Consider the following 19589-nt stretch of genomic DNA (forward strand, 5'->3'; position numbering starts at 1 on the left):
TTGTTTTTGATAGATGGGCCTATAAGCAGTATCGGCAGGAATCGGGGTTTTATGCAGGGTCTTTATAAATATTTTTTTACACTTCTGACGCTGGGCCGTTTCTGGCATCCTGCGCCTCCATTTTCTGACCCGAGCCCTCATTTTGTCTGACGCTCAAGCCCCCCGCCCCCGCTATAAATCCGACCTGATCTACGGCCTGGAGGATCGCCCGCATTTCAGTGCGGCGATATTTGCCGCGTTGCAGCATGTGCTGGCCAGTTTTGTCGGCATCATCACCCCGACGCTGATCGTCGGTGGTGTGCTCGGTCTGGAAAGCGAAGTGCCCTATCTGGTGAGCATGGCGCTGTTTGTGTCGGGGCTCGGCACCTTCGTCCAGGCGCGCACGTTCGGCCCCATTGGGTCGGGGCTACTGTGCCTGCAAGGCACCAGTTTCTCGTTTATCAGCGTGATTCTCAGCGCGGGGTTCATGGTCAAGGCCCGGGGCGGCGGCACCGATGAGATCCTCTCGACGATCTTTGGCATCTGCTTTTTCGCGGCGTTTATCGAAGTGGTGCTCAGCCAGTTCATCGGCAAGCTGCGCAAGCTGATCACCCCGGTGGTGACCGGCACCATCATTACCCTGATGGGCCTGTCGCTGATCAAGGTGGCCGTTACCGACATGGCCGGCGGCTTTGGCGCCAGCGACCTGGGCGCGGCGAGCAATATGGGCCTGGCAGCACTGGTGCTAGTGACCATCGTGGTGCTCAACCGCTTCAACAACCCGTTCCTGCGCCTGGGCTCCATCGTGATCGGCCTGACCTTGGGCTTTGTGGTGGCGTGGTGGATGGGTCGTGTCGACCTGGCCGCCCTGCCCCACGTGCCACTGATCAGCGTGCCGGTGCCCTTCAAGTACGGTTTCTCGTTCGACTGGGTGGCGTTTATCCCGGTGGCGGTGATCTTCCTGATTTCGCCGTTGGAAGCAGCCGGTGACCTGACGGCCAACTCGATGATTTCCCAACAGCCGGTCAAGGGCCCGCTGTACATCAAGCGCATCAAGTCGGGCCTGTTGGCCGACGGCCTCAACTCGGCGATGGCGGCGACCTTCAACAGCCTGCCAATGGTGACGTTCGCCCAGAACAACGGCGTGATCCAACTGACCGGCGTGGCCAGCCGCTACGTGGCGTACTTCATCGCGGGTTTGCTGGTGCTGCTGGGGCTGTTCCCGATGATCGGCGCGGTGCTGCAACTGATGCCCAAGCCGGTGCTGGGCGGCGCGACCCTGATCATGTTCGGCACCGTGGCGGTGGCCGGCATCAAGATCCTCGCCGAAGCCGGGCTGCACCGCCGCAATGTGCTGATCGTGGCGATCTCCCTGGGCATGGGCCTGGGCGTGGCCGCCGTGCCGGAAGTGTTGCGCGACCTGCCCAAGGCGCTGCACAACATCTTCGAGTCGCCGATCACTGTGGGCGCGTTCTGTGCAATCCTGCTGAACATTTTCCTGCCGGAAGCGTTCATAGAGCTGCAGGAAGATGAATTTGATCCGGAGTCCTCTACCCTCAAAGTGATGCAGGACCCGGACGTCACGAAATAGGAGCACCCTTTGCATGCGCAAGCTCATGGTTCTATCGCTGCTACTGCTGAGCTTGAGCGCCTGTGCGCTGTTCCCCAACCGCGACCCGGTGAATATCAATGTGGTGGGCATCGAGCCGCTGCAAAGCCAGGACCTGGAAGTGCGCTTCGCCGTGAAACTGCGGGTGCAGAACCCCAATGAAACGGCGATCGACTACAACGGCGTGGCCCTCGACCTGGAGGTCAATGGTCGGCCGCTGGCGTCGGGGGTGAGTGACCAGCGCGGCAGCATCCCGCGTTTTTCCGAAACCGTGCTGATGGTGCCGGTCAGCGTTTCGGCGTTTTCCGTGCTGCGCCAGACCTTAGGCCTGAGCCAGACCCAGAGCTTGAACAACCTGCCCTACGTGCTGCGGGGCAAACTGGCGGGCGGGCTGTTCGGCACGATGCGCTTTGTAGACCGTGGCACGCTGGACTTGCCGAATACCGCGACCTGGTAATGACACCATGCAACCGACACTTTTTACCGAACGCCTGATCCTGTCTGGGAAATGACCCGCGAGGAATGGCTGGAAACCCAATCGCCCAAAGGCTGAGAGAGCCAAAGGTGGAAGGGGCTTGCCAGAATGCCGTTCAGTTGGCTTTTTGTAGGAGCGAGCTTGCTCGCGAAGCACTCAGGGCCACCGCGTTTATCGAGAATGAACGCGTTGCCTGAGCGTTTTTCGCGAGCAAGCTCGCTCCTACAGGGATTAACTGAACGGCGTTAGGGCTTGCCCCCTCCCACATTTCGACCGTGTTTCAGTCGGTGATATAGCGCACGCCTGGCTTGGCCCGCTCATCCACCACAAGCTCGAACACATCCGGGCGGGCGTAATGCCCCACCACGTCATAGTCGTACCGCGCTCGCACCAGGTCATCGGTGTCGATCTGCGCCGTCAGCAGCCCGACCTCCCCCACCAGTGGCCCGGCCAGGATGTCGCCCATCGGGCCGACAATCACGCTGCCGCCGGCGATCAACGGGCGCTCTGCAGGCCAGTTGGCGACCTCGATGCCCAGTGCCTGGGGCGAGGCCTGCACCTGGCACGCACTGACCACAAAGCAGCGCCCTTCATGCGCCACATGGCGCATGCTCACCTGCCACATCTCGCGCTCATCCACCGTTGGCGCGCACCACACCTCGACGCCCTTGGCGTACATCGCGGTGCGCAGCAGCGGCATCATGTTTTCCCAGCACACCGCACCGCCGATACGCCCTGCCGCCGCGTCGATCACCGGCAAGGTCGAGCCGTCGCCCTTGCCCCAGATCAGCCGTTCGGTGCCGGTGGGCATCAGTTTGCGGTGCTTGGCCACCAGGCCGCCCGTGGGTTCGACATACAGCACGGTGCAATACAAACTGCTGCCACTGCGCTCGATCACACCCAGCACCAGGCTGGCGCCGGTACGTGCCGACAGGCCGGCCAGAGCCTCGGTCTCGGCGCCTGGCACATCGATAGCGTTGGCAAAATAGCGGGCAAAGGCTTCGCGGCCTTCGGGCAGGCGATAGCCCAATTGGGTGCCAAACCCTTCACCCTTGGGATAGCCGCCGAGCAGCGCTTCGGGCATCACCACCAATTGCGCGCCGCTGCGCAGGATCTCGTCTTCATAGGCGAGGATTTGCGCCAGGGTCTCGGCCTTGCCGCCAGGCAGGGAACCGATTTGCAGGGCCGCCACAGTAGAAACGGGCATCAGGATTACTCCAAATAGGGGGGCAGTTGCTCTGTAGGAGCGAGCTTGCTCGCGAAGGTCGGTAACGATGACGCGGGAAGCCTGGATAAACGTGGCGCCCTTGCGTTTTTCGCGAGCAAGCTCGCTCCTACAGGGGTCAGGGGTTGCCCATTCTCTCGCCAGGCTCGATCATGAATAAAGCCCACCTCAGTGCTGAATGATATGAGCCAGATGAATATCGCCCAGGTCGACCTGAACCTGCTGAAAACCTTCGAAGCCCTGCACGATGAGTCCAGCGCCAGCCGCGCGGCATTGCGCCTGGGTGTCACGCAGTCGGCCATCAGTGCAGGCCTGCGACGTCTGCGCGACGTCTATGGCGACCAATTGTTTGTGCGCACCGGCCGTGGCCTGGCGCCGACGCTGCGGGCCAACCAATTGAAACCGGTGATCAGTGAGGCGCTGGAGCGCTGTCGGCAAAGCCTGGCGATGGTCAATCCGGACAACCCGAACTATCAAGGCCGCTCGGTGGTGGTGGGCCTGTCCGACGACTTCGAGATTGCCTATGGCCGCCGGTTGATGGACGCCATCGCACAGCGCCTGCCACAGTTGCGGGTAATCTTCCGCCAGACCCACAGCCAGATCGTTGCCGGTGCCCTGCTCGACCGCAGCCTGGACCTGGCGATTACCGCAGGCGGCTTTGCACAAAGCCGGTTGAGTCGGCAGGTGCTGGGAGAGGGGGATTATCGTTGCGTCGTGGACCCACGCAGCCTGGCGCCGGGCCAGGAAAGCCTCAGCCTGGATGAATTTGTCACCCGCGAGCATGTGTTGGTGTCGTCAGGCGGGTTCATCGGCATCACCGATGAAGGGCTGGCAGCGCAGGGCCTGAGCCGCCAGGTGTGCGCCTCGACCAGTCATTTTGCCGCACTGCCGTTTCTGCTCAAGGGCAGCCAGGCGGTAGCGACCATTCCCGGGCATGCGGCGCAGGCCATCGCCGAGATGACCGGCCTGCGGGTCCTGCCCTGCCCGTTGGCACTGCCGCGATACCCGGTGGAACTGGGTTGGCGCACCCAGGCCCAGCTTGATCCGATGTTGCTTAAAGTACGCGAAGCGATTGCCGCCGGCTTTACTTCGCCGCCGCCATCAGTTTGTTGACTTCACTGCGCACCATGTTGGAAAACTCCGGTGGCGACATGCCGTCCAGTTCGGCGCGGACCCATTCGGACCACCTGCCCTTGCGCTTGGCGCGCTCACCGAACAACCGCGCGGCTTCGCCCTTGGCCTTGCCCAGGTTGGTCTGCCACAGGTCATAGAGGCGGGACTTTTCATCTTCCAGCTCGGCGCGTTCGGCGAGGGTCTTGTTGGCGAGATTGAAGCTCATGTTGAAATTCCTGCTGCACAAATAGACGACATCTTACACTGTAGGTCGATTTTTCCGGATTCGGATTTCGTTCGCCAGTGCCGACCCGGCAAAAAAACTGCAACTTTTGCCACCGCCCGGCACTCCATTGTTCACTGTCACATTCACTTGCAAGGAGTCACACCCATGGCCCGCAAAACTGCCGCCCAAGCTGTTGAAGATCAAATCAAGGATCAAGCATTCAGTGAACTGACGGCCCTGATCGAAGAATCGGACAAGCTGCTCAAAAGCAGCGCTGCCCTGGTGGGCGAAGAAGGCGAAACCCTGCGCGAACAGGTCGCCATCAAACTCAAGCAGGCACTGGATTCGGTATCCAACGTGCGCGAGCGTAGCAAGCCAGTAGTCGATGCCACCGAGACCTACATCGGTGGCCATCCATGGCAGACCGTCGCGATCTCCGCAGGCTTCGGCCTGGTGGTTGGCCTGTTGTTGGGTCGCCGTAACTGACATCGTCCGTATAGCGCTATGCGTGCGGAGCAGCTGCCGAGCGCAAGCGAGGCTGCGTCAGGCGCACTGCCGATTCAAGCTCGGGGCGCGGCCGACGCAGCCTCGCTTGCGCTCGGCAGCTGCTACGGAATTGCGCGGAGCGGGATAGACAGCCTCTACGTAGCCCAGTCCCGCAGCTGGTTCAGCGCTTCCAGATCCACCATCACGCCCTCCTCCAACGACTTCGCCCGCGTGCGATGACGTCGATCCCCCGGCAACCGCCGCAGCCCCGCCGCATGCATCTGCCGCACCAGTTCCTGGCTGCGCTCGGCAAAGTTCTGCCCGGCGGTTTTGCTTGGGTCGATCAGGATCAGCAATTGCCCGGTCCAGGGTGTGCGCGCTCCCGGATGGTCGGCCCAGTTGAACTCAAAGGAGAAGTTACCGCCGGTCAAGGCCGCTGCCAGCAACTCGACCATCATCGACAACGCCGAGCCCTTGTGCCCGCCAAACGGCAGCAGCGCCCCGCCTTCCAGCACGGCTTTGGGGTCGGTGGTCGGTTGGCCAAGGCTGTCGACGCCCATACCCGCAGGCAAGCGTTCGCCTTTGCGCGCGGCGATCTGCACATCGCCATGGGCAATGGCGCTGGTGGCCAGGTCGAAGACGATAGGTGCGCCGTCGGCACGCGGTGCGGCGAACGCGATGGGGTTGGTACCGAACAACGGCCGGTCGGCCCCATGGGGCACCACGCAAGTCATGCTGTTGACCACGCTCAGCGCCACCAGGCCTTCTTCGGCGAACGGTTCGACATCGGGCCACAGGGCGGCGAAGTGATGGGAGTTGTGCATCGCCAGCAGCGCAATGCCGGCACTGCGCGCCTTGGCCACCAGCAGCGAACGGGCGGCCTGCAACGCTGGCTGGGCAAACCCGTTGCCGGCGTCGACCCGCACAAAGCCGGACGCCACGTCCGTGACGACCGGCACGGCCTTGCCGTCGACCCAGCCGCTGGCCAGGGTGCTGAGGTAACCGGGAATACGGAAGATCCCGTGGCTATGGGCACCATCGCGTTCGGCGCCGGCGCAGTTGTGCGCCAGGATCGCGGCGACGTCCGGCGAAGTGCCGTGCTTCACGAATACCGCGTGCAACAAACTCACGAGGTCGTTGAAACCGATGAGCGCTGTAGCGTTGTCAACTATCGGGGACTGGGCAGACATCTGTAGCTCCGATTTTATAATTGGAAGAGACAACAAGAATCCAGACCCCCGATTAAACAACGCCTCAGGTGCCTGCTGTCAACGGGCGCTTGACGTCTGCGGCGGTTTGATCGCGAGTTATCTACCCCCCTGCACTCCCGCGCAATCCTTAACGTGGGCGCTCGTAAACGTCTATCTGATGGAGAGTGCCCTATGTCGACGGTCATCCCGCCCTACTTCTTCGACGAGTTCCTGCTTCCCGTAAAACGCAAGGAGCCGACACCACGGGAGCGTGCCCTGGGGTTCACGGTCAAGGACCTTGAATGGTTGCACACGCTGTACTACGCCACCGACGCAGCCCGCCAGGACCCCGCGGTGCAAAGCAACCCCATGCACGTAGAACGGTTGTTGATCAACCCCGGCGGTCAACCCGCCATCCCACTGGCGGGCGCGTTCATGATGAGCCCGACGCCGGACGACAACAAAGCCGTGCTCTATACCCCCTACGGTGGCCTGGAACTGTTCGACAGCCGTGCCGGCCTGCTTGGCGAGGTGCAGGAACGCTTGACGCAACCGAGCAGGCGCAGCGAGTTGCTCCAGTTTCTGTCCATTGCCGAACGGGACGCGTTGCCGATAAACGTGCGCCTGACGCTGACCACCGCCACGATTGCGGACGCCGTGATGGCCGACCAACGGAGGATCATCCTGGCTAACCAGCAAAAAAATGTACGGGCGATGCTCGATGAACTGCGCAAGCTCCCCGGTCTGAACGACATGCTCGACACCTTGCTCGGCATCATGGCCCGCTCCTATTTCCCTGGGTTGAACCCGGCCGACACTCGCGTGAACTTCTTCAGCCGCCCGGCCACGGGCGAAGAGGCCCGCTGGGTCGACTCGCTTCCCTTGCGTGATGCGTTGCTGCGGTTTTATGTCAGGCATGCCTGGCCAACCGACCAGACTCATTCGTTCTTCAACATCGGCCGAAACACCACAGCCTTCAGCCAGCAGCAACTGGCCGAGGACCAGCAGCGATGGAACAGCGTGGTCGAGCAAACCAGCGGCATTCTTTCCAAGCTATTGAACAGCCTGCTCCAGTCGTACTGGAACCAAGAGGTCAACGCGGACCAGTCGCGCCAACGGTTTTGCGCCCGCGTCATGAGTGACAAATGTCGCGCAGACCTGCTGTTCAAGCATCAGGACATGATCCTGAGCAGCGAAGAAAGCGAGCAACTGCGCGCGCTGTTCCTGGCAGACAAGACCGCGCGCGCGGCCTATACCCACCACCTGAACGTCGAGAGGGTGCGCATCCATGCGCCCTTTCAGCACTATGTCCATCTTGGGGGCACCTTGATGATCAGCAATGCCCACGCGTACCTCTACACGCAATCACGCGGCTTGCAGGTGCTCAAGGACATCGATGATCTGAAGGACATCCTGTTGACCATGCTCAAAACCGCAGGGCATGAAGATGAGTTGCTCAATTTCCTCTCCTTGGACGAGCGTAGCGTGTTCATTGGCAGTGATCAGATAGAAGTGACCGGCAAGCCGGTTGCGGGCGATGCGTTCCAGGAGATGGTCGAAGACATTCTCGCCAAACAGTTCGACAACCTGGAATATGCGCTGGGGCTCTATCGGCGTAGCGCAGGTGAGATCGACCTGGCCGCGCTGCTCGACAATGCCCTGGACGTGCGCACCATGCTCGACAGCCGTTTGCAGGCGCTGGACGCCGGCGGGCGCTGGTCCGTCCATCCCATCACCAGCGGCAACGGCCGCCCCTCTACCGTCCATGCCGAAAAGGCCAAGGCACAGCTGAAGACGCTGGAAACGGTCGAGGCGGCGATGGCGATGGAGCGCAGCAAACACCCGACCCTGCGCGAGTTGGTGGGCCGAGCATTGAACGTCGAGCTGGGCAAAAGACAGTTGAGCCTCAAAGCCGACAACGTCTACATCAACCGCTACGCCACGCCAGCCAGCGAGCGCGAAGAGCGATTGCCCCTGGCGTCGACAAGCATGGTGGAGCACTTTATTGCGCGCCTGGCCAAGCAAGCCGAGGCCTTGACCGACTCGCCCCTGACCTGGTTTTACGGCAAGCGCCGCTCAGGCGTCGCCAACCAACTGCACAACCTGACCACGAACAGCTTCAATGCGGTGATCGAGCAGGTCCTGACCACCTTTGCAGAACATGACCTGCGGACGCTGCCGCATCTACTCCTGGAACATAACCGCGCGCACCTGAGCCATGGCATGTTGCTGGGGCTCAGTGGCGAAGCACAACTGAGGCGATTACAAAAGAGCCTGCCGGTCGCCTGCCTCGACCTGCTGGACAGCGCCCTTCACGCCGAAAACATGACCCGACTCACCCGGCGTGGCCTCAACGGGTTTATCCCTGACGCGTTTGGCTTGACCCTCAACCTCGGGGCTGACGCCGTACCCGAAGCTCTGACCAACTGTTTTGTACTGACCGAGCGTGGTGGCACCGACCCCGACCATTCAGGGCTGGCAATGCTGTGGACGCCGCGTGCCGGCTATGAGGCCTTTGCGTCGTTCAACGTCTTGCGCGAAGTGCTGGAACAACGCTTGCTGAGCCCCACCGCACGGTTACCGCTGATCGAGAACCTGAGGCCCTCCAAGCGCATACCCCACCAGTCCTATCGGCTCGGCCCCCTGCAACGTATCGACGAGCATCTGCTGCACAATCGCCAACAGACTTACAGCGACTTCATGCGCGACAAGATCGACCATGTACTGTCGATGAAATTGAACGCTCAACGCTTTCAGGACTTCATGGACAGTTTTATCCGCCAGGCCACACCGACCAACCTGCCCAGGGCGATGGCCATTGCACGTGCCATGATCCATCAACAGGCACTGCCGGTCTGGCTGGGGATGGCGCGGCCACATGAACAAATCCTGCATGCCGAACTGCTTGAGCAATACCGCGCCAGCGTAACGGATGAGCAGGATTACCTGCACAGCCTCACACCCATGCGCGAACAGGTGGTGAGTAGCTTATCTACCTTGCTCAATGCGCGGTTTCCCGGGCAAGTGGTCAACCCCGACGCCATATTGATACCTGGCCGTATCGACCTGCAAAACCACACCCAGACCCTGACCGACTTCGCCCTGGGGCACTTGCCTGAACTGAACGCTGACGATATCCGGCCGCGATCGCGTACAGACACGCCCTTGCCAGCAGCACTCGATGGCAGCACCGTGGTGCAACTGGTGCGCCAACTGGACTTGAAAAGTCTCTACCAGACACAACTGACCACCCTGCTCAAGGGCCAGACCGAAGACACCCGTCGCCGTCGTCGATTGTTTTGTCGGCAACTGCCGTGGCAATTGCTGCAATACGCCCATGAACAAACACTTCAGGAGCGCCTGTCGGCATCAGCCTGGAGCTTTATCCAGCAAGTCTTTGATATGCCCGATGCCCTGGCGCGCAACAGCGTAAGCGGCGTCACGGCGATGGTTCGCCCGCTCGAACTGATCGCCACGCCGGGGGCGGCGCTGGTCAAGGCTCTGGGCTGCTACCTGATCGGCCCGAAGGGCGGCGCGACGGGCCCGTTGATCCTGTATGCGCCCTATAGCCCCAGCCACCTGTTGAAGGAATACGCAAATGAAGCGGCGTTCATCAGCGAATTCACCACCCCCGGGGCGCTGCAAGAGTGGGTGGTCAGCCAGTTGGAAGAATCGCAACAAGCCACTTACCGCAATTTGCTCAGCCAGAACTGGCGTCATGGGCTTTCGGAAATCCGCGTGGGTGCCAACCCGATTGTCGGCAACCTGCTCAAGCGCCTGTTCAAGGACAATATTGAGTTGCTGCTGCAGATGCTCGCCTGCCAGTTCTCTGAGTCGGGCAAGGTCAAATGGGACGGGATCACCAGCCTGTTGACCCGGGAGATTCCCAAGGGTTTGCAGTTCATGGCCGGTAAACTTGCTTACCCGCTAGTGGTGTGGCGCAGCTACAAACTGTTCCTGGCCTCCGCAGAAGACCTGCAACAGCACCGCTGGCAACGCGCGCTCAAGGCCTTTGCCGGCGGAGTGGCCGAATTGGCCGCGTTGCGCAAGGCGCTGGACAAGCTCTTGCCCCAGGACGCGCCAGTCACGGAGCCGCCCCCCGTTGAGCAGTGGTTGCAAGCCCCCGCGCCTGCTGCGGATACCCTGGCAGACCTGGACCTGACCGCACCCGCACGGACACACCTGCAAGTATTCGAAGACCACGATATTGCGCTGGCGGACCTCACCCCAGGCAAGCCTACCGGCCTTTACAGGGATCAGGCCGGCACGCGGCAGTTCATCCCCTTGTCGGGCAAGGTTTATCCGATAAAACAAGCCGGCAAACACTGGCGGTTGATCAAGGACGAGCTACCGGGCCCTTATGTGCAGTGCAACACCCAGGGGGTGTGGACACTGGACCTCGACCGGCATTACCCGCGCTACGGCAAAACGTTAAGCCGCTACGCCGGCAAACTAACCACCCGTGCAGCCGAGCGCGATGCCATCAATATCGAAGCGGTGGGCATGCGAGAGATTGCCGCGCTATCCAACTGGAAGGCCCAGTGCATTGATGAAGCGCTCAATGTCGCGACGTACTATTCGGTCAACTGCAAACGCAACCTGCTGCACTTCGCGACACATTTGGCCCCCAATAGCCGGCTCGGGCGGTTTTTCAGCGAACTGTTCGGCATCGTCACGCTGACGCCCGAGCAGGTGCAGCGAGTCGAGCGACGGGTCGACGAGATACTCGATGAGTTGACGAACCATACCCTCATCAGCCCCGATTCGATGCGGTTTGTCAGCGGCACCCATCGCTACAGCCCGCGCAACACCTTTGCCTTTGTGCTGCCCGATGACCAGGAGCAGAAAATCTATTTGCTCGACCGCTTTTTCGACCCCTCACTGGATAACTATCAAAACCGCCTGACCACGCCGTTCAACATCTCGGCCCACGCACGGGCAACGGTGCTGATTCACGAGATATCGCACATCAAATCCTTGACTGAGGACCTGGCCTACCTGGACAGCATGCGCCCGTTTCACGACCTGATTAATGTGAAGATCCAAGGTGCCAGGCTGATGCAGACCGACCTGGCCGACTTGCGTGATACCGCGCTGTCCACGCTGACGCCCGCCACGCTGTTGTTCAAAACCTGGGATGAGTTCAGCGAAGAATGGGAGGATTTCGGCAGCAGTCGGGCGACCACGCCGCAAAAAGATAAAGTCCTCGGCATCACCGGCTGCCGAACCCTGAATGAGGCACGGGACATGTTCATGAGCAATCCAGACAAACGAATCGACACGATTCTGGCCAATGCCGATTCGGTCACCTACCTGATCAGCCAACTCGGGCGAGAGCTGGATGCGGGAGCCTGAGCAGGCTCCCGGCAGGTACGTCAGTCTTTCTGGTCGCGCAGGATGTTGCCGGAGGCCCCATCGATACGGGCTTCGTACACGGTACCGTCGGACTTGCGTCCCTTGACTTCCCAGTAGCCATTGTCATCGGCTTCCGCCGCATAGACCTCGACATAACCCGCCTTGGTCTTGGCAACGTCGATGGCTTTTTCGATGGTGATCCAGCCTGCGCCTGGCTTATCGGCCAGGGCAGCGCCCGCACTAAGCAGAGCAGTGGTTGCACACAGCGCGACTAAGGTTTTCTTCAGCATTTTCGTACTCCATTGTGGGAATGTCCTGATTTTTAGGTGCTCCCAAACGAGAATAAGTTCCAATTGATGTGCAATCGCCATGACGCCTGTTCTCGCGGTCCACCTCGGGAGGTTAGAATGTGCGAAATCAGGATGAGTTAATGAGCGAAAAGTCCATTTCAGAAGCCGAATATGACGCCATCACCGACGCCGCCGCGCATTGGTGCATGCGCCTGCACGCCAGTGATTGCACAGCGGATGAACGTCAGGCTTTTGCGCAATGGCATGACTCCCATCCGCTGCACGCCTTTGAATACGCGGCCATGCTGGAAATCTGGGACGTCGCCGACCACCTGCCGCGCCACGAGATCCCGTCGGTGGTGGTGCCGTTCAAGCCGCGCAGCCGACTGCGCACCTATGCAGTAGCGGCCGCGATCTGCCTGGTCGCCTTGCCCCTGGCCGCTTTCACTGGCTGGGAAGCCGGCTGGCTGCCGAGTTCCTATGAGCGTTTCCAGGCCGCCAACGGCTTGCGCCAAGTCATTCTGGGCGACGGCAGCCAGGTGGAACTCAACCTGGGCACCGAGCTGGTCTACAGCAACTACAAGGATCAGCGCCGCGTCACGTTGAACAAGGGTGAGGCGTTCTTCAAGGTCAGCCATGACAGCGCGCATCCGTTTATCGTGCACGCAGGCGAAGGCCAGGTGCGCGTCACGGGCACCCAGTTCAACGTCTGGAAGTATGAAGACCAGGTGCGGGTGATGTTGCTCGAAGGCTCGGTGCAGATTGCCAGCGACTCGTCACACGGCAGCGTGCCCCTGACGCCGGGCATGCAGGCCAGCTACCAACAGGGCGATGCAACGCCGCGTATACAGGCAATCACCGCCAATGACAGCGCCCTGGCCTGGCGCCAGGGCAAGCTGGTGCTCGACAACCTGGCGCTGGTGGATGCGTTGCCGTTGATCAACCGCTACCTGAACAGACCGGTGATGCTGGCAGACGCCAACACCGGGACGATTCGCATCGGTGGCATCTACAACATCACCGAGGTCAATAACCTCATCCCCTCCTTGCCCAAGGTCTTGCCGGTCTATCTGACCCAGAACCAGGATGGCAACCCCGTACTCAATTCCATCCCGCGTAAATCCCCCAAAGGCTGAGCCTGCACCCCGGCCGGGGCATCGTTGCGCCTGAAGTGTCCATTTTTGAAACACTCGACTCCCCTGGACCGCCCGTGTGGTGCGGATTCATCGTTTTGTCATAGGCAGTGTTACAGCGCTGATACAGCTTGGTGAATCGTTTGTGGTACGCCGCTGTGTGTATGCCTTGGAGGCAGGTGTCTCAGCGCTGAAACAGCACTGACATCACTTCGCCCACAAACAAATCCAAGCCATTGAATAACAACGGCAAATAAAAAGCGGCACGGCTTCTGCTCTATCCCTTGCAGCGCTGTTTAGGGTCAGCGCGACGAATAAGGAATGCCGCCGTGGCCACACTCACTCAAGGTTCGATGAACGTGCTGCTGATCAGCTGTGTACTCAGCGTCGGCATCAGTGTTCCCAGCTTTGCAGAGGATGGCGTGATCGTGACAGGGCGCAACGTACAGGCTCATATGTACGGCCGCGCCGCCTTCGGTAAAGACCCCTACCCCACCACCGCCAACGCCAACCCCAGCCGGGACATCATCGGTGCCACTGGCGAGCTCAGTGATATGGATATCGGCGGCATCAGCAGCGGCTCAAGCATTGTCCGCGCAGTTCAGACCAACGGCACCTTGACCGGCCTGCACGCCACGCAAAACAGCATGTCCACCTTGGGGGCCGGCTCTGCCGCCGGCCACGGTGCGGGCAGCAGCATGGGCGGGCAGATCAGCGACTCGGTCCAGCGCGGCATGGCGCCGTTGAATAACATCGGCAGCATGCTGGGGGGCAAGTGATGAATCGTTCCCTGCTCGTTCTCGCCCTGTTGGTCAGCGCCCCGGCATTCGCCGACGACACGGCGGTGATCCACAACAGCGGCCAACAATACCAAGGTGTCGTGTCGATCAACCAGGCGGCCGGCAACCAGCAACAAATGTCCAACAGCCGCGCCATCGCGCTCGGTGGCCAGGCCACCAACGTCAACATCCAGCGCCTCGACGGCAGTGTCGACCCGTCCCTGAACGCCAAGGCGGCGATCCAGGGCAGCTCATTTACCAACGGCAACGGTGTACTGGGCATCAACCAGTCCGCCGGGGCCAATAACCAATCCATCAATGCCGTGCGGATCAGCATCAACCCTGGCCCGCAAAGCATCGATGACAGCGTCCTGTTGCAACAGAACACCACGACGCTGGCAACCGACTCAGGGCTCACCCCCACCACTGGCAGCCGCCTTGTCGTTACAAGCGACCAGGCCTTCACAGGCAGCCGAGGAGTGATTCAGGTGAACCAGAGTGCCGGGGTGGGGAACCGAGTGGCTAACACCCTGGGCATCACTATCAAGTAAACGCTTGGTAGCACTCGTTAGACCGTACCAACACTTAACCAACTAATTAGAAGCAAGGAGAAACACCATGAAACCTCAAATGGCTCTGAAACCACTGGTTTTCGCACTGGCCGCACTCATGGCTGCTGCTGCTCAAGCAGGTGGTGGCTGGCACCCTGCACCTCAACCCACCGGTGTGGTTGCCTCTGTCGTGACCGATGTGCAAAACAGCGTGGGCAACAAGTTCGATGACACCAAAACCGAAAACAACGCCTCTGCCGACGGCTCGGTAACCAGCAACAGCGGTAACACCGGGGTCAACGTACAGGCGGGCAGTGGTAACCAGGCCGACAACTCCGGCGCCATCTCCAGTGCCAAAGGTGACTTTGCAACGGTATTCGCTGTCGTCGATGTCAATCAAAACAGCGGGCTCAACAACTTCGTCAACAAAGGCACCCAGAACAACGCCTCGTTGGATAACTCGGCTAACGGGAACTCCGGCAACCTGGGTTACAACGGCCAGGCCGGTCAAGGCAACCAGGGTAAAAACAACCTGGCAATCACCACCGCTGATGGCAAAAACATCGCAGCGGCCGCCAACACCGAGCAAAACTCGCTCGCCAACAGCTACCTGAACACTGCCGCTACCAGCTACGGGTATGGCCATGGCAGCAAAGCCCAATACGTGTCCAACAACTCCAGCCTCGACAACTCGGTTAACCGCAACTCCGGCAACGTGGGTGTGAACCTGCAATCCGGCTCGGGCAACCAAGGCAGCAACAGCCTGTCGATCGGTCAAGGTTGCAGCGTCTGCGCCAGCGGCGTGCGCTTCTGATCCAACGGGGCCTTGGCAACAAGGCCCTTTTTTATTCCAGTGTCCAGCAGGTCACATGATCATGCGCCTCGCGACCCTCACCCTCCTGATGCTGCTCACCGGCCCGACCTGGGCAGGCACCATGGCGATCTCCGCCCTGCCTGGCGGTGCAGTGATCTACAAGAAGGTCGAGAGTATTCGTGAACGCCGGTTCGCCAACCTGGTGGAACAGAAAACCGATTTCAGCTGCGGTGCTGCGGCACTCGCTACCATTCTGCGCCAGGGTTATTGGCTGGATGTAGACGAAGATCACGTCATCAAAGGCATGCTGGTCAATTCCGACCAGGACCTGGTGCGTACCCAGGGCTTTTCCATGCTGGACATGAAGCGCTACCTCGAAAGCATCGGCATGCGTGCCCGGGGCTACAAAATCGCGCCAGAAACACTGGTCACCGTAAAGATCCCCGTGGTGGTCCTGCTGGAAATTCGTGGCTACAAGCACTTCGTGGTGATGCAGCGGGCCGACAAGGACTGGGTCTATATCGGCGACCCGGTACTGGGCCATAAGCGCTATTCCCATGATGACTTCGTCAAGGGCTGGAACGGCATCGTGTTCGCCGTGCTGGGTGAAGGTTACGACAAGGCCAACGCCCTGCTCGACCCGCCCACGCCACTGACCGCCAAGAACCAGTTGAATGAGTTCAGGCCCGTAGGCGATGCCGAGCTGATGGATTTCGGTTTTATCCAGAGCGACTTCTTCTAAGAAGCGCAATAAGGGGCAGGACGCTCCAGGAGCAAAAGATGAACACTTCCCGTTGGCTGACGGTCTTGTGTCTGGCAGCCTCAATGCCCGCTTATGCTTCGTCGGGGTTCAAACCCATCGAGCTCAAGGATTCGGAAATGGCCGACCTGCGCGGTCGTTACGTGATGCCGGGGCGGATCATCAGCTTCGGCATTGTCATGAGCAGCACCTGGACCAACGCCGTGGGTGACACCATCACCGGCAAGGCCAGCATGCAGATCGATTCGTCGACCATCACCCCGCAATTCTACGTACAAACCACCGGCTCGACCGGCAACGGCACGAACCCGAACACCGGCACCGGCACGGTCACCGGCGGCGCCGGCCTGGGCAGCGGCCAGGGTGTGACACAAAGCGTACGCACCGCCGGCGATGGCAACACCGCCTACAACAATGTGGGCATCACCGTCGAGAACGGTTTTGCGCCGTCCAACATCGTGCAATCGGGGCAAGTGCTGGTCGCCGGCGGTACGGTGACCGGTGACAGCGCAGCAGGCCGCGTGAGCGTGTCGGCCAACAACGGTGGCTTGCAGATGGCGATCCAGGCCAACCACAACCAGGGCAACAGCCTGCAGCAGATCGGTGGTGGGAATGTGCTGCAAGGCACGGTTCTGACTGGCAACACTAACTTCGTCAACAACATGACCCAACTCAACGTAGTGATGAACAACAACGGTTTGAACAACGGCGCATTGAACTGCAATCTGGATCAACTCAAAGCCCTACGCACGCTCGGTTATTGAACTACGCTGACCGTCGACACTTACGCATTAGAAAAGGACGGCTTATTTCATGCATCGATCGTTATCGCTCCGTGCTGTGATCTGTTTAAGTACGCTCTTGCCCGCATCCGTTCTGTATGCAGCGCCAGATAGCGACATCGAAACCCTCAAACAGGAACTCCTGGAACTCAAGCAGCGGTACGAAGTGCAGCAAAAAGCGCTGGCCGTGCTGGAGCAGCGCGTGCGTCAGGTCGAAGACCAACCGGCCACCCCGGCCCCCAAACGCCTGGCCAAGTCCCCGGCAGACTTTCAAAAAGCCAACGGCACCACCGTCGCGGGCACGGGGGCCGCGGCGGCTTCCGGTGGTGCGGGGGGCGGCGGCAGTTCCTACGGCCAGTCTCTCAAGGATGATTCGGCCCCGGCGCAAAGTGTCAGTAACCTCTATAACGAAGCCAGCGGCTTTTTCGGCAACGGCAAGTTCAGCTTCGAAACCGGCGTTACCTATGCCCGTTACGACGCCCGCCAGTTGACCCTCAACGGGTTCCTGGCGCTGGACTCGATTTTCCTCGGCAATATCAACCTGGACCGTATCAAGTCCGATAACTGGACCCTGGACCTGACCGGGCGCTACAACGTCGATAACCGTTGGCAGTTCGACGTGAACGTGCCGGTGGTGTACCGCGAGTCGACTTACCAGTCTGCCGGTGCCGGCAACAACGGCACCGCGACATCGGAACAGTCGGTGACCCGCGACCCGACCATTGGCGACGTCAACTTCGGCGTGGCCTACAAGTTCCTCGACGAAACCCCCACCCTGCCGGATGCGGTGGTATCGGTGCGGGTCAAGGCGCCCACCGGCAAAGAACCGTTTGGTATCAAGCTGATCAATACACCCGGCAACGACAACCTGTTCGTGCCGGAAAGCCTGCCTACGGGCAATGGCGTGTGGTCGATCACGCCGGGCATTTCCCTGGTCAAGACCTTCGATCCTGCCGTGTTGTTTGGCTCGCTGTCCTACACCCATAACTTCGAAGAATCCTTCGATGACATCAGCAGTGACGTCAACCAGAAGGTCGGCGGCAAGGTCAGCCTGGGCGACAGCTTCCAGTTCGGGGTCGGCGTGGCCTTTGCCCTCAACGAGAAAATGAGCATGTCGTTCTCGGTGTCCGACCTGGTGCAGCGCAAGAGCAGGCTCAAGCCCAACGGCGGCGACTGGCAATCGGTGGTTTCCAGCGATGCCAACGCCGGTTATTTCAACGTGGGGATGACCATTGCCGCGTCGGATAACCTGACCATCGTGCCGAACCTGGCAATCGGCATGACAGACGATGCGCCGGACTTCACGTTCAGCCTGAAATTCCCGTATTACTTCTAACCCGACCGCTACAGAATCCGGCGCACAAGGAAAAGCCCCGCAACGATAAGGGTCGTTGCGGGGCTTTTCGGTTTACCCGCCCTAGCGGATCTGGTGTTTGTGCAGCAACCGGTAGAACGTCGGCCGGGAAATCCCCAGCACACGGGCCGCGACACTCAGGTTGTCGCTGTGCCGGTTGAGCACATCGCACAGCGCCTGGCGTTCAGCACGGTGCTTATAGTCTTCCAGTGTAGCCATGGGTGGCGAAATTGCCTGTTCGCCCAGCAATCCCAGATCGGCGGCTTCGATCTGGCGCCCTTCGGCGAGTACCAGGCCGCGGCGCACGCGGTTGGCCAGTTCGCGCACATTGCCCGGCCACGGGTGTTGCCCCATGGCCACCAGGGCGTCATCGCTGAAGCTGCGGGGGCGGCGGCCGGTTTCCTGGCTGTAGAAGCGTGAAAAGTGGTTGGCCAGCATCGCCACATCACCATGGCGCTCGCGCAAGGGCGCGGTGACCACCTGCAGCACATTGAGCCGGTAGTACAAGTCTTCGCGGAAAGCCCCCTTGGCGACGGCCGCTTCAAGGTCGACGTGGGTGGCCGCCAACACCCGCACGTCCACCGGAATCGGCTGGCTGCCGCCGACCCGCTCGACCTGCTTTTCCTGGAGAAAGCGCAGCAAGTTGGCTTGCAGTTCCATGGGCAAATCGCCGATTTCATCGAGGAACAGGGTGCCGCCATGGGCCGCTTCGATGCGCCCGACCTTGCGTTGATGGGCACCGGTAAACGCGCCCTTCTCATGGCCGAACAGTTCGGATTGGATCAGGTGTTCGGGAATGGCGCCGCAGTTGATCGCGACAAAGGGCCTGGCATGGCGCTGGGATTGGCGGTGCAGGGTCTTGGCCACCAGCTCCTTGCCGGTGCCGCTGTCGCCACGGATCAGTACCGGGGACTCCGTGGGCGCCAGCTTGGACAATAATTTGCGTAACTCACGAATGGGGCGGCTTTCCCCCAGCAACTCGTGCCCTTCATCTACCGGGGTGTGACCCTTGCCACGCAGGCGCGCCATGCCAAACGCGCGGCCCAGGGTCACCTGCACCCGCGCCACGTCGAATGGCAGGGTATGGAAGTCGAAAAACCACTCGCAGACGAAGTCCCCCACATTTTGCAGGCGCAGCACATCCTGGCTGAGTACGGCGATCCACTCGGTGCCACTGCGGCTGATCAGTTCCTTGACCGCTTCGGGCCGCTCCAGATGATAGGGCTGCAGGCGCAATAGGCCGACATCGCATGAGCGCTCTCCTACCGATTCCAATGTGCAGCTGTCGACATCCCACCCGGCCGTACGCAAACCGGGCAGCAACCCGTGGCAGTCGTCACAGGGGTCAACCACGAGCAAACGACGTTGGACGAGGGGCACACCCATGACTGATCCTTGGCGTCAAAAATCACTAAAGTTATTTAGAAACAACAGTTTGTAATGGTTGCCGATAACCCTAGCAAGATCT

The 19589-nt window shown here is 60.6% G+C and carries 17 protein-coding genes; 12 read left to right on the forward strand and 5 right to left on the reverse strand.

Going from position 1 to position 19589, the window contains the following annotated elements:
* Positions 1-142 precede the first annotated feature (142 nt).
* Positions 143-1570, forward strand: coding sequence for a nucleobase:cation symporter-2 family protein (locus V3W40_RS27145; protein ID WP_065927876.1), 1428 nt, complete (start codon positions 143-145; stop codon positions 1568-1570).
* 13 nt (positions 1571-1583) lie between these two features.
* Entirely contained in the window at positions 1584-2045 is a 462-nt protein-coding gene (locus V3W40_RS27150) for an LEA type 2 family protein (protein ID WP_065927877.1), read from the forward strand.
* 298 nt (positions 2046-2343) lie between these two features.
* Here V3W40_RS27150 and V3W40_RS27155 read toward each other — a convergent pair whose 3' ends face one another.
* On the reverse strand, positions 2344-3270 hold the full coding sequence (locus V3W40_RS27155) for a carbon-nitrogen hydrolase family protein (RefSeq protein WP_065927878.1): 927 nt from the start codon (positions 3268-3270) through the stop codon (positions 2344-2346).
* Positions 3271-3480: 210 nt separating this feature from the next.
* Between V3W40_RS27155 and V3W40_RS27165 the strand changes: the two genes are divergently transcribed.
* Positions 3481-4401, forward strand: coding sequence for a LysR family transcriptional regulator (locus V3W40_RS27165; protein WP_330216069.1), 921 nt, complete (start codon positions 3481-3483; stop codon positions 4399-4401).
* Here V3W40_RS27165 and V3W40_RS27170 read toward each other — a convergent pair.
* Entirely contained in the window at positions 4373-4627 is a 255-nt protein-coding gene (locus V3W40_RS27170) for a hypothetical protein (protein ID WP_065927880.1), read from the reverse strand. The genes V3W40_RS27165 and V3W40_RS27170 overlap by 29 nt on opposite strands.
* 165 nt (positions 4628-4792) lie before the next feature.
* Here V3W40_RS27170 and V3W40_RS27175 point away from each other — a divergent pair, with 165 nt between their 5' ends.
* Positions 4793-5113, forward strand: a complete 321-nt coding sequence (locus V3W40_RS27175; RefSeq protein ID WP_032887039.1) for a DUF883 family protein — start codon at positions 4793-4795, stop codon at positions 5111-5113.
* A gap of 155 nt (positions 5114-5268) precedes the next feature.
* Here the strand turns inward: V3W40_RS27175 and V3W40_RS27180 are convergent, their stop codons facing one another.
* Positions 5269-6303, reverse strand: coding sequence for an Ldh family oxidoreductase (locus V3W40_RS27180; RefSeq protein WP_330216026.1), 1035 nt, complete (start codon positions 6301-6303; stop codon positions 5269-5271).
* Between the two features lie 192 nt (positions 6304-6495).
* Here V3W40_RS27180 and V3W40_RS27185 point away from each other — a divergent pair, with 192 nt between their 5' ends.
* Positions 6496-11658: a dermonecrotic toxin domain-containing protein gene (locus tag V3W40_RS27185; RefSeq protein WP_330216027.1), complete on the forward strand. Its 5163-nt coding sequence runs from the start codon at positions 6496-6498 to the stop codon at positions 11656-11658.
* Between the two features lie 20 nt (positions 11659-11678).
* On the opposite strand, the gene V3W40_RS27190 is transcribed toward V3W40_RS27185, so the two are convergent.
* Positions 11679-11948 (reverse strand): PepSY domain-containing protein, encoded by a 270-nt coding sequence (locus V3W40_RS27190; protein ID WP_065927883.1) that lies wholly within the window; start codon positions 11946-11948, stop codon positions 11679-11681.
* Between the two features lie 140 nt (positions 11949-12088).
* Here V3W40_RS27190 and V3W40_RS27195 point away from each other — a divergent pair, with 140 nt between their 5' ends.
* The 7 genes from V3W40_RS27195 (at position 12089) to V3W40_RS27225 (ending at position 18103) form a co-directional block, all read left to right on the forward strand.
* On the forward strand, positions 12089-13084 hold the full coding sequence (locus V3W40_RS27195) for a FecR family protein (RefSeq protein WP_074846428.1): 996 nt from the start codon (positions 12089-12091) through the stop codon (positions 13082-13084).
* A gap of 326 nt (positions 13085-13410) precedes the next feature.
* Complete coding sequence (locus V3W40_RS27200; RefSeq protein WP_065927885.1) at positions 13411-13860, forward strand: hypothetical protein; 450 nt, start codon at positions 13411-13413, stop codon at positions 13858-13860.
* Positions 13860-14411 carry an adhesin gene (locus tag V3W40_RS27205; protein ID WP_141606189.1) on the forward strand — a complete coding sequence of 184 codons (552 nt, stop codon included), beginning with the start codon at positions 13860-13862 and terminating at the stop codon, positions 14409-14411. Before V3W40_RS27200 ends, V3W40_RS27205 begins: the two co-directional genes overlap by 1 nt.
* A gap of 67 nt (positions 14412-14478) precedes the next feature.
* Positions 14479-15225, forward strand: a complete 747-nt coding sequence (locus V3W40_RS27210) for a hypothetical protein (protein ID WP_027606447.1) — start codon at positions 14479-14481, stop codon at positions 15223-15225.
* A 61-nt stretch (positions 15226-15286) separates the two neighbouring features.
* On the forward strand, positions 15287-15967 hold the full coding sequence (locus V3W40_RS27215) for a C39 family peptidase (protein WP_065927976.1): 681 nt from the start codon (positions 15287-15289) through the stop codon (positions 15965-15967).
* Between the two features lie 38 nt (positions 15968-16005).
* The gene (locus V3W40_RS27220; protein ID WP_027606449.1) at positions 16006-16749 is read left to right on the forward strand and encodes a hypothetical protein; all 744 of its coding nucleotides are present in this window, start codon (positions 16006-16008) and stop codon (positions 16747-16749) included.
* Between the two features lie 49 nt (positions 16750-16798).
* Entirely contained in the window at positions 16799-18103 is a 1305-nt protein-coding gene (locus V3W40_RS27225; RefSeq protein WP_065941235.1) for a hypothetical protein, read from the forward strand.
* 81 nt (positions 18104-18184) lie between these two features.
* On the opposite strand, the gene V3W40_RS27230 is transcribed toward V3W40_RS27225, so the two are convergent.
* Entirely contained in the window at positions 18185-19507 is a 1323-nt protein-coding gene (locus V3W40_RS27230) for a sigma-54 dependent transcriptional regulator (protein ID WP_027606451.1), read from the reverse strand.
* Positions 19508-19589 lie beyond the last annotated feature (82 nt).

The sequence above is a fragment of the Pseudomonas sp. AM8 genome (assembly GCF_036346475.1).
GTDB lineage: Bacteria > Pseudomonadota > Gammaproteobacteria > Pseudomonadales > Pseudomonadaceae > Aquipseudomonas > Aquipseudomonas marginalis.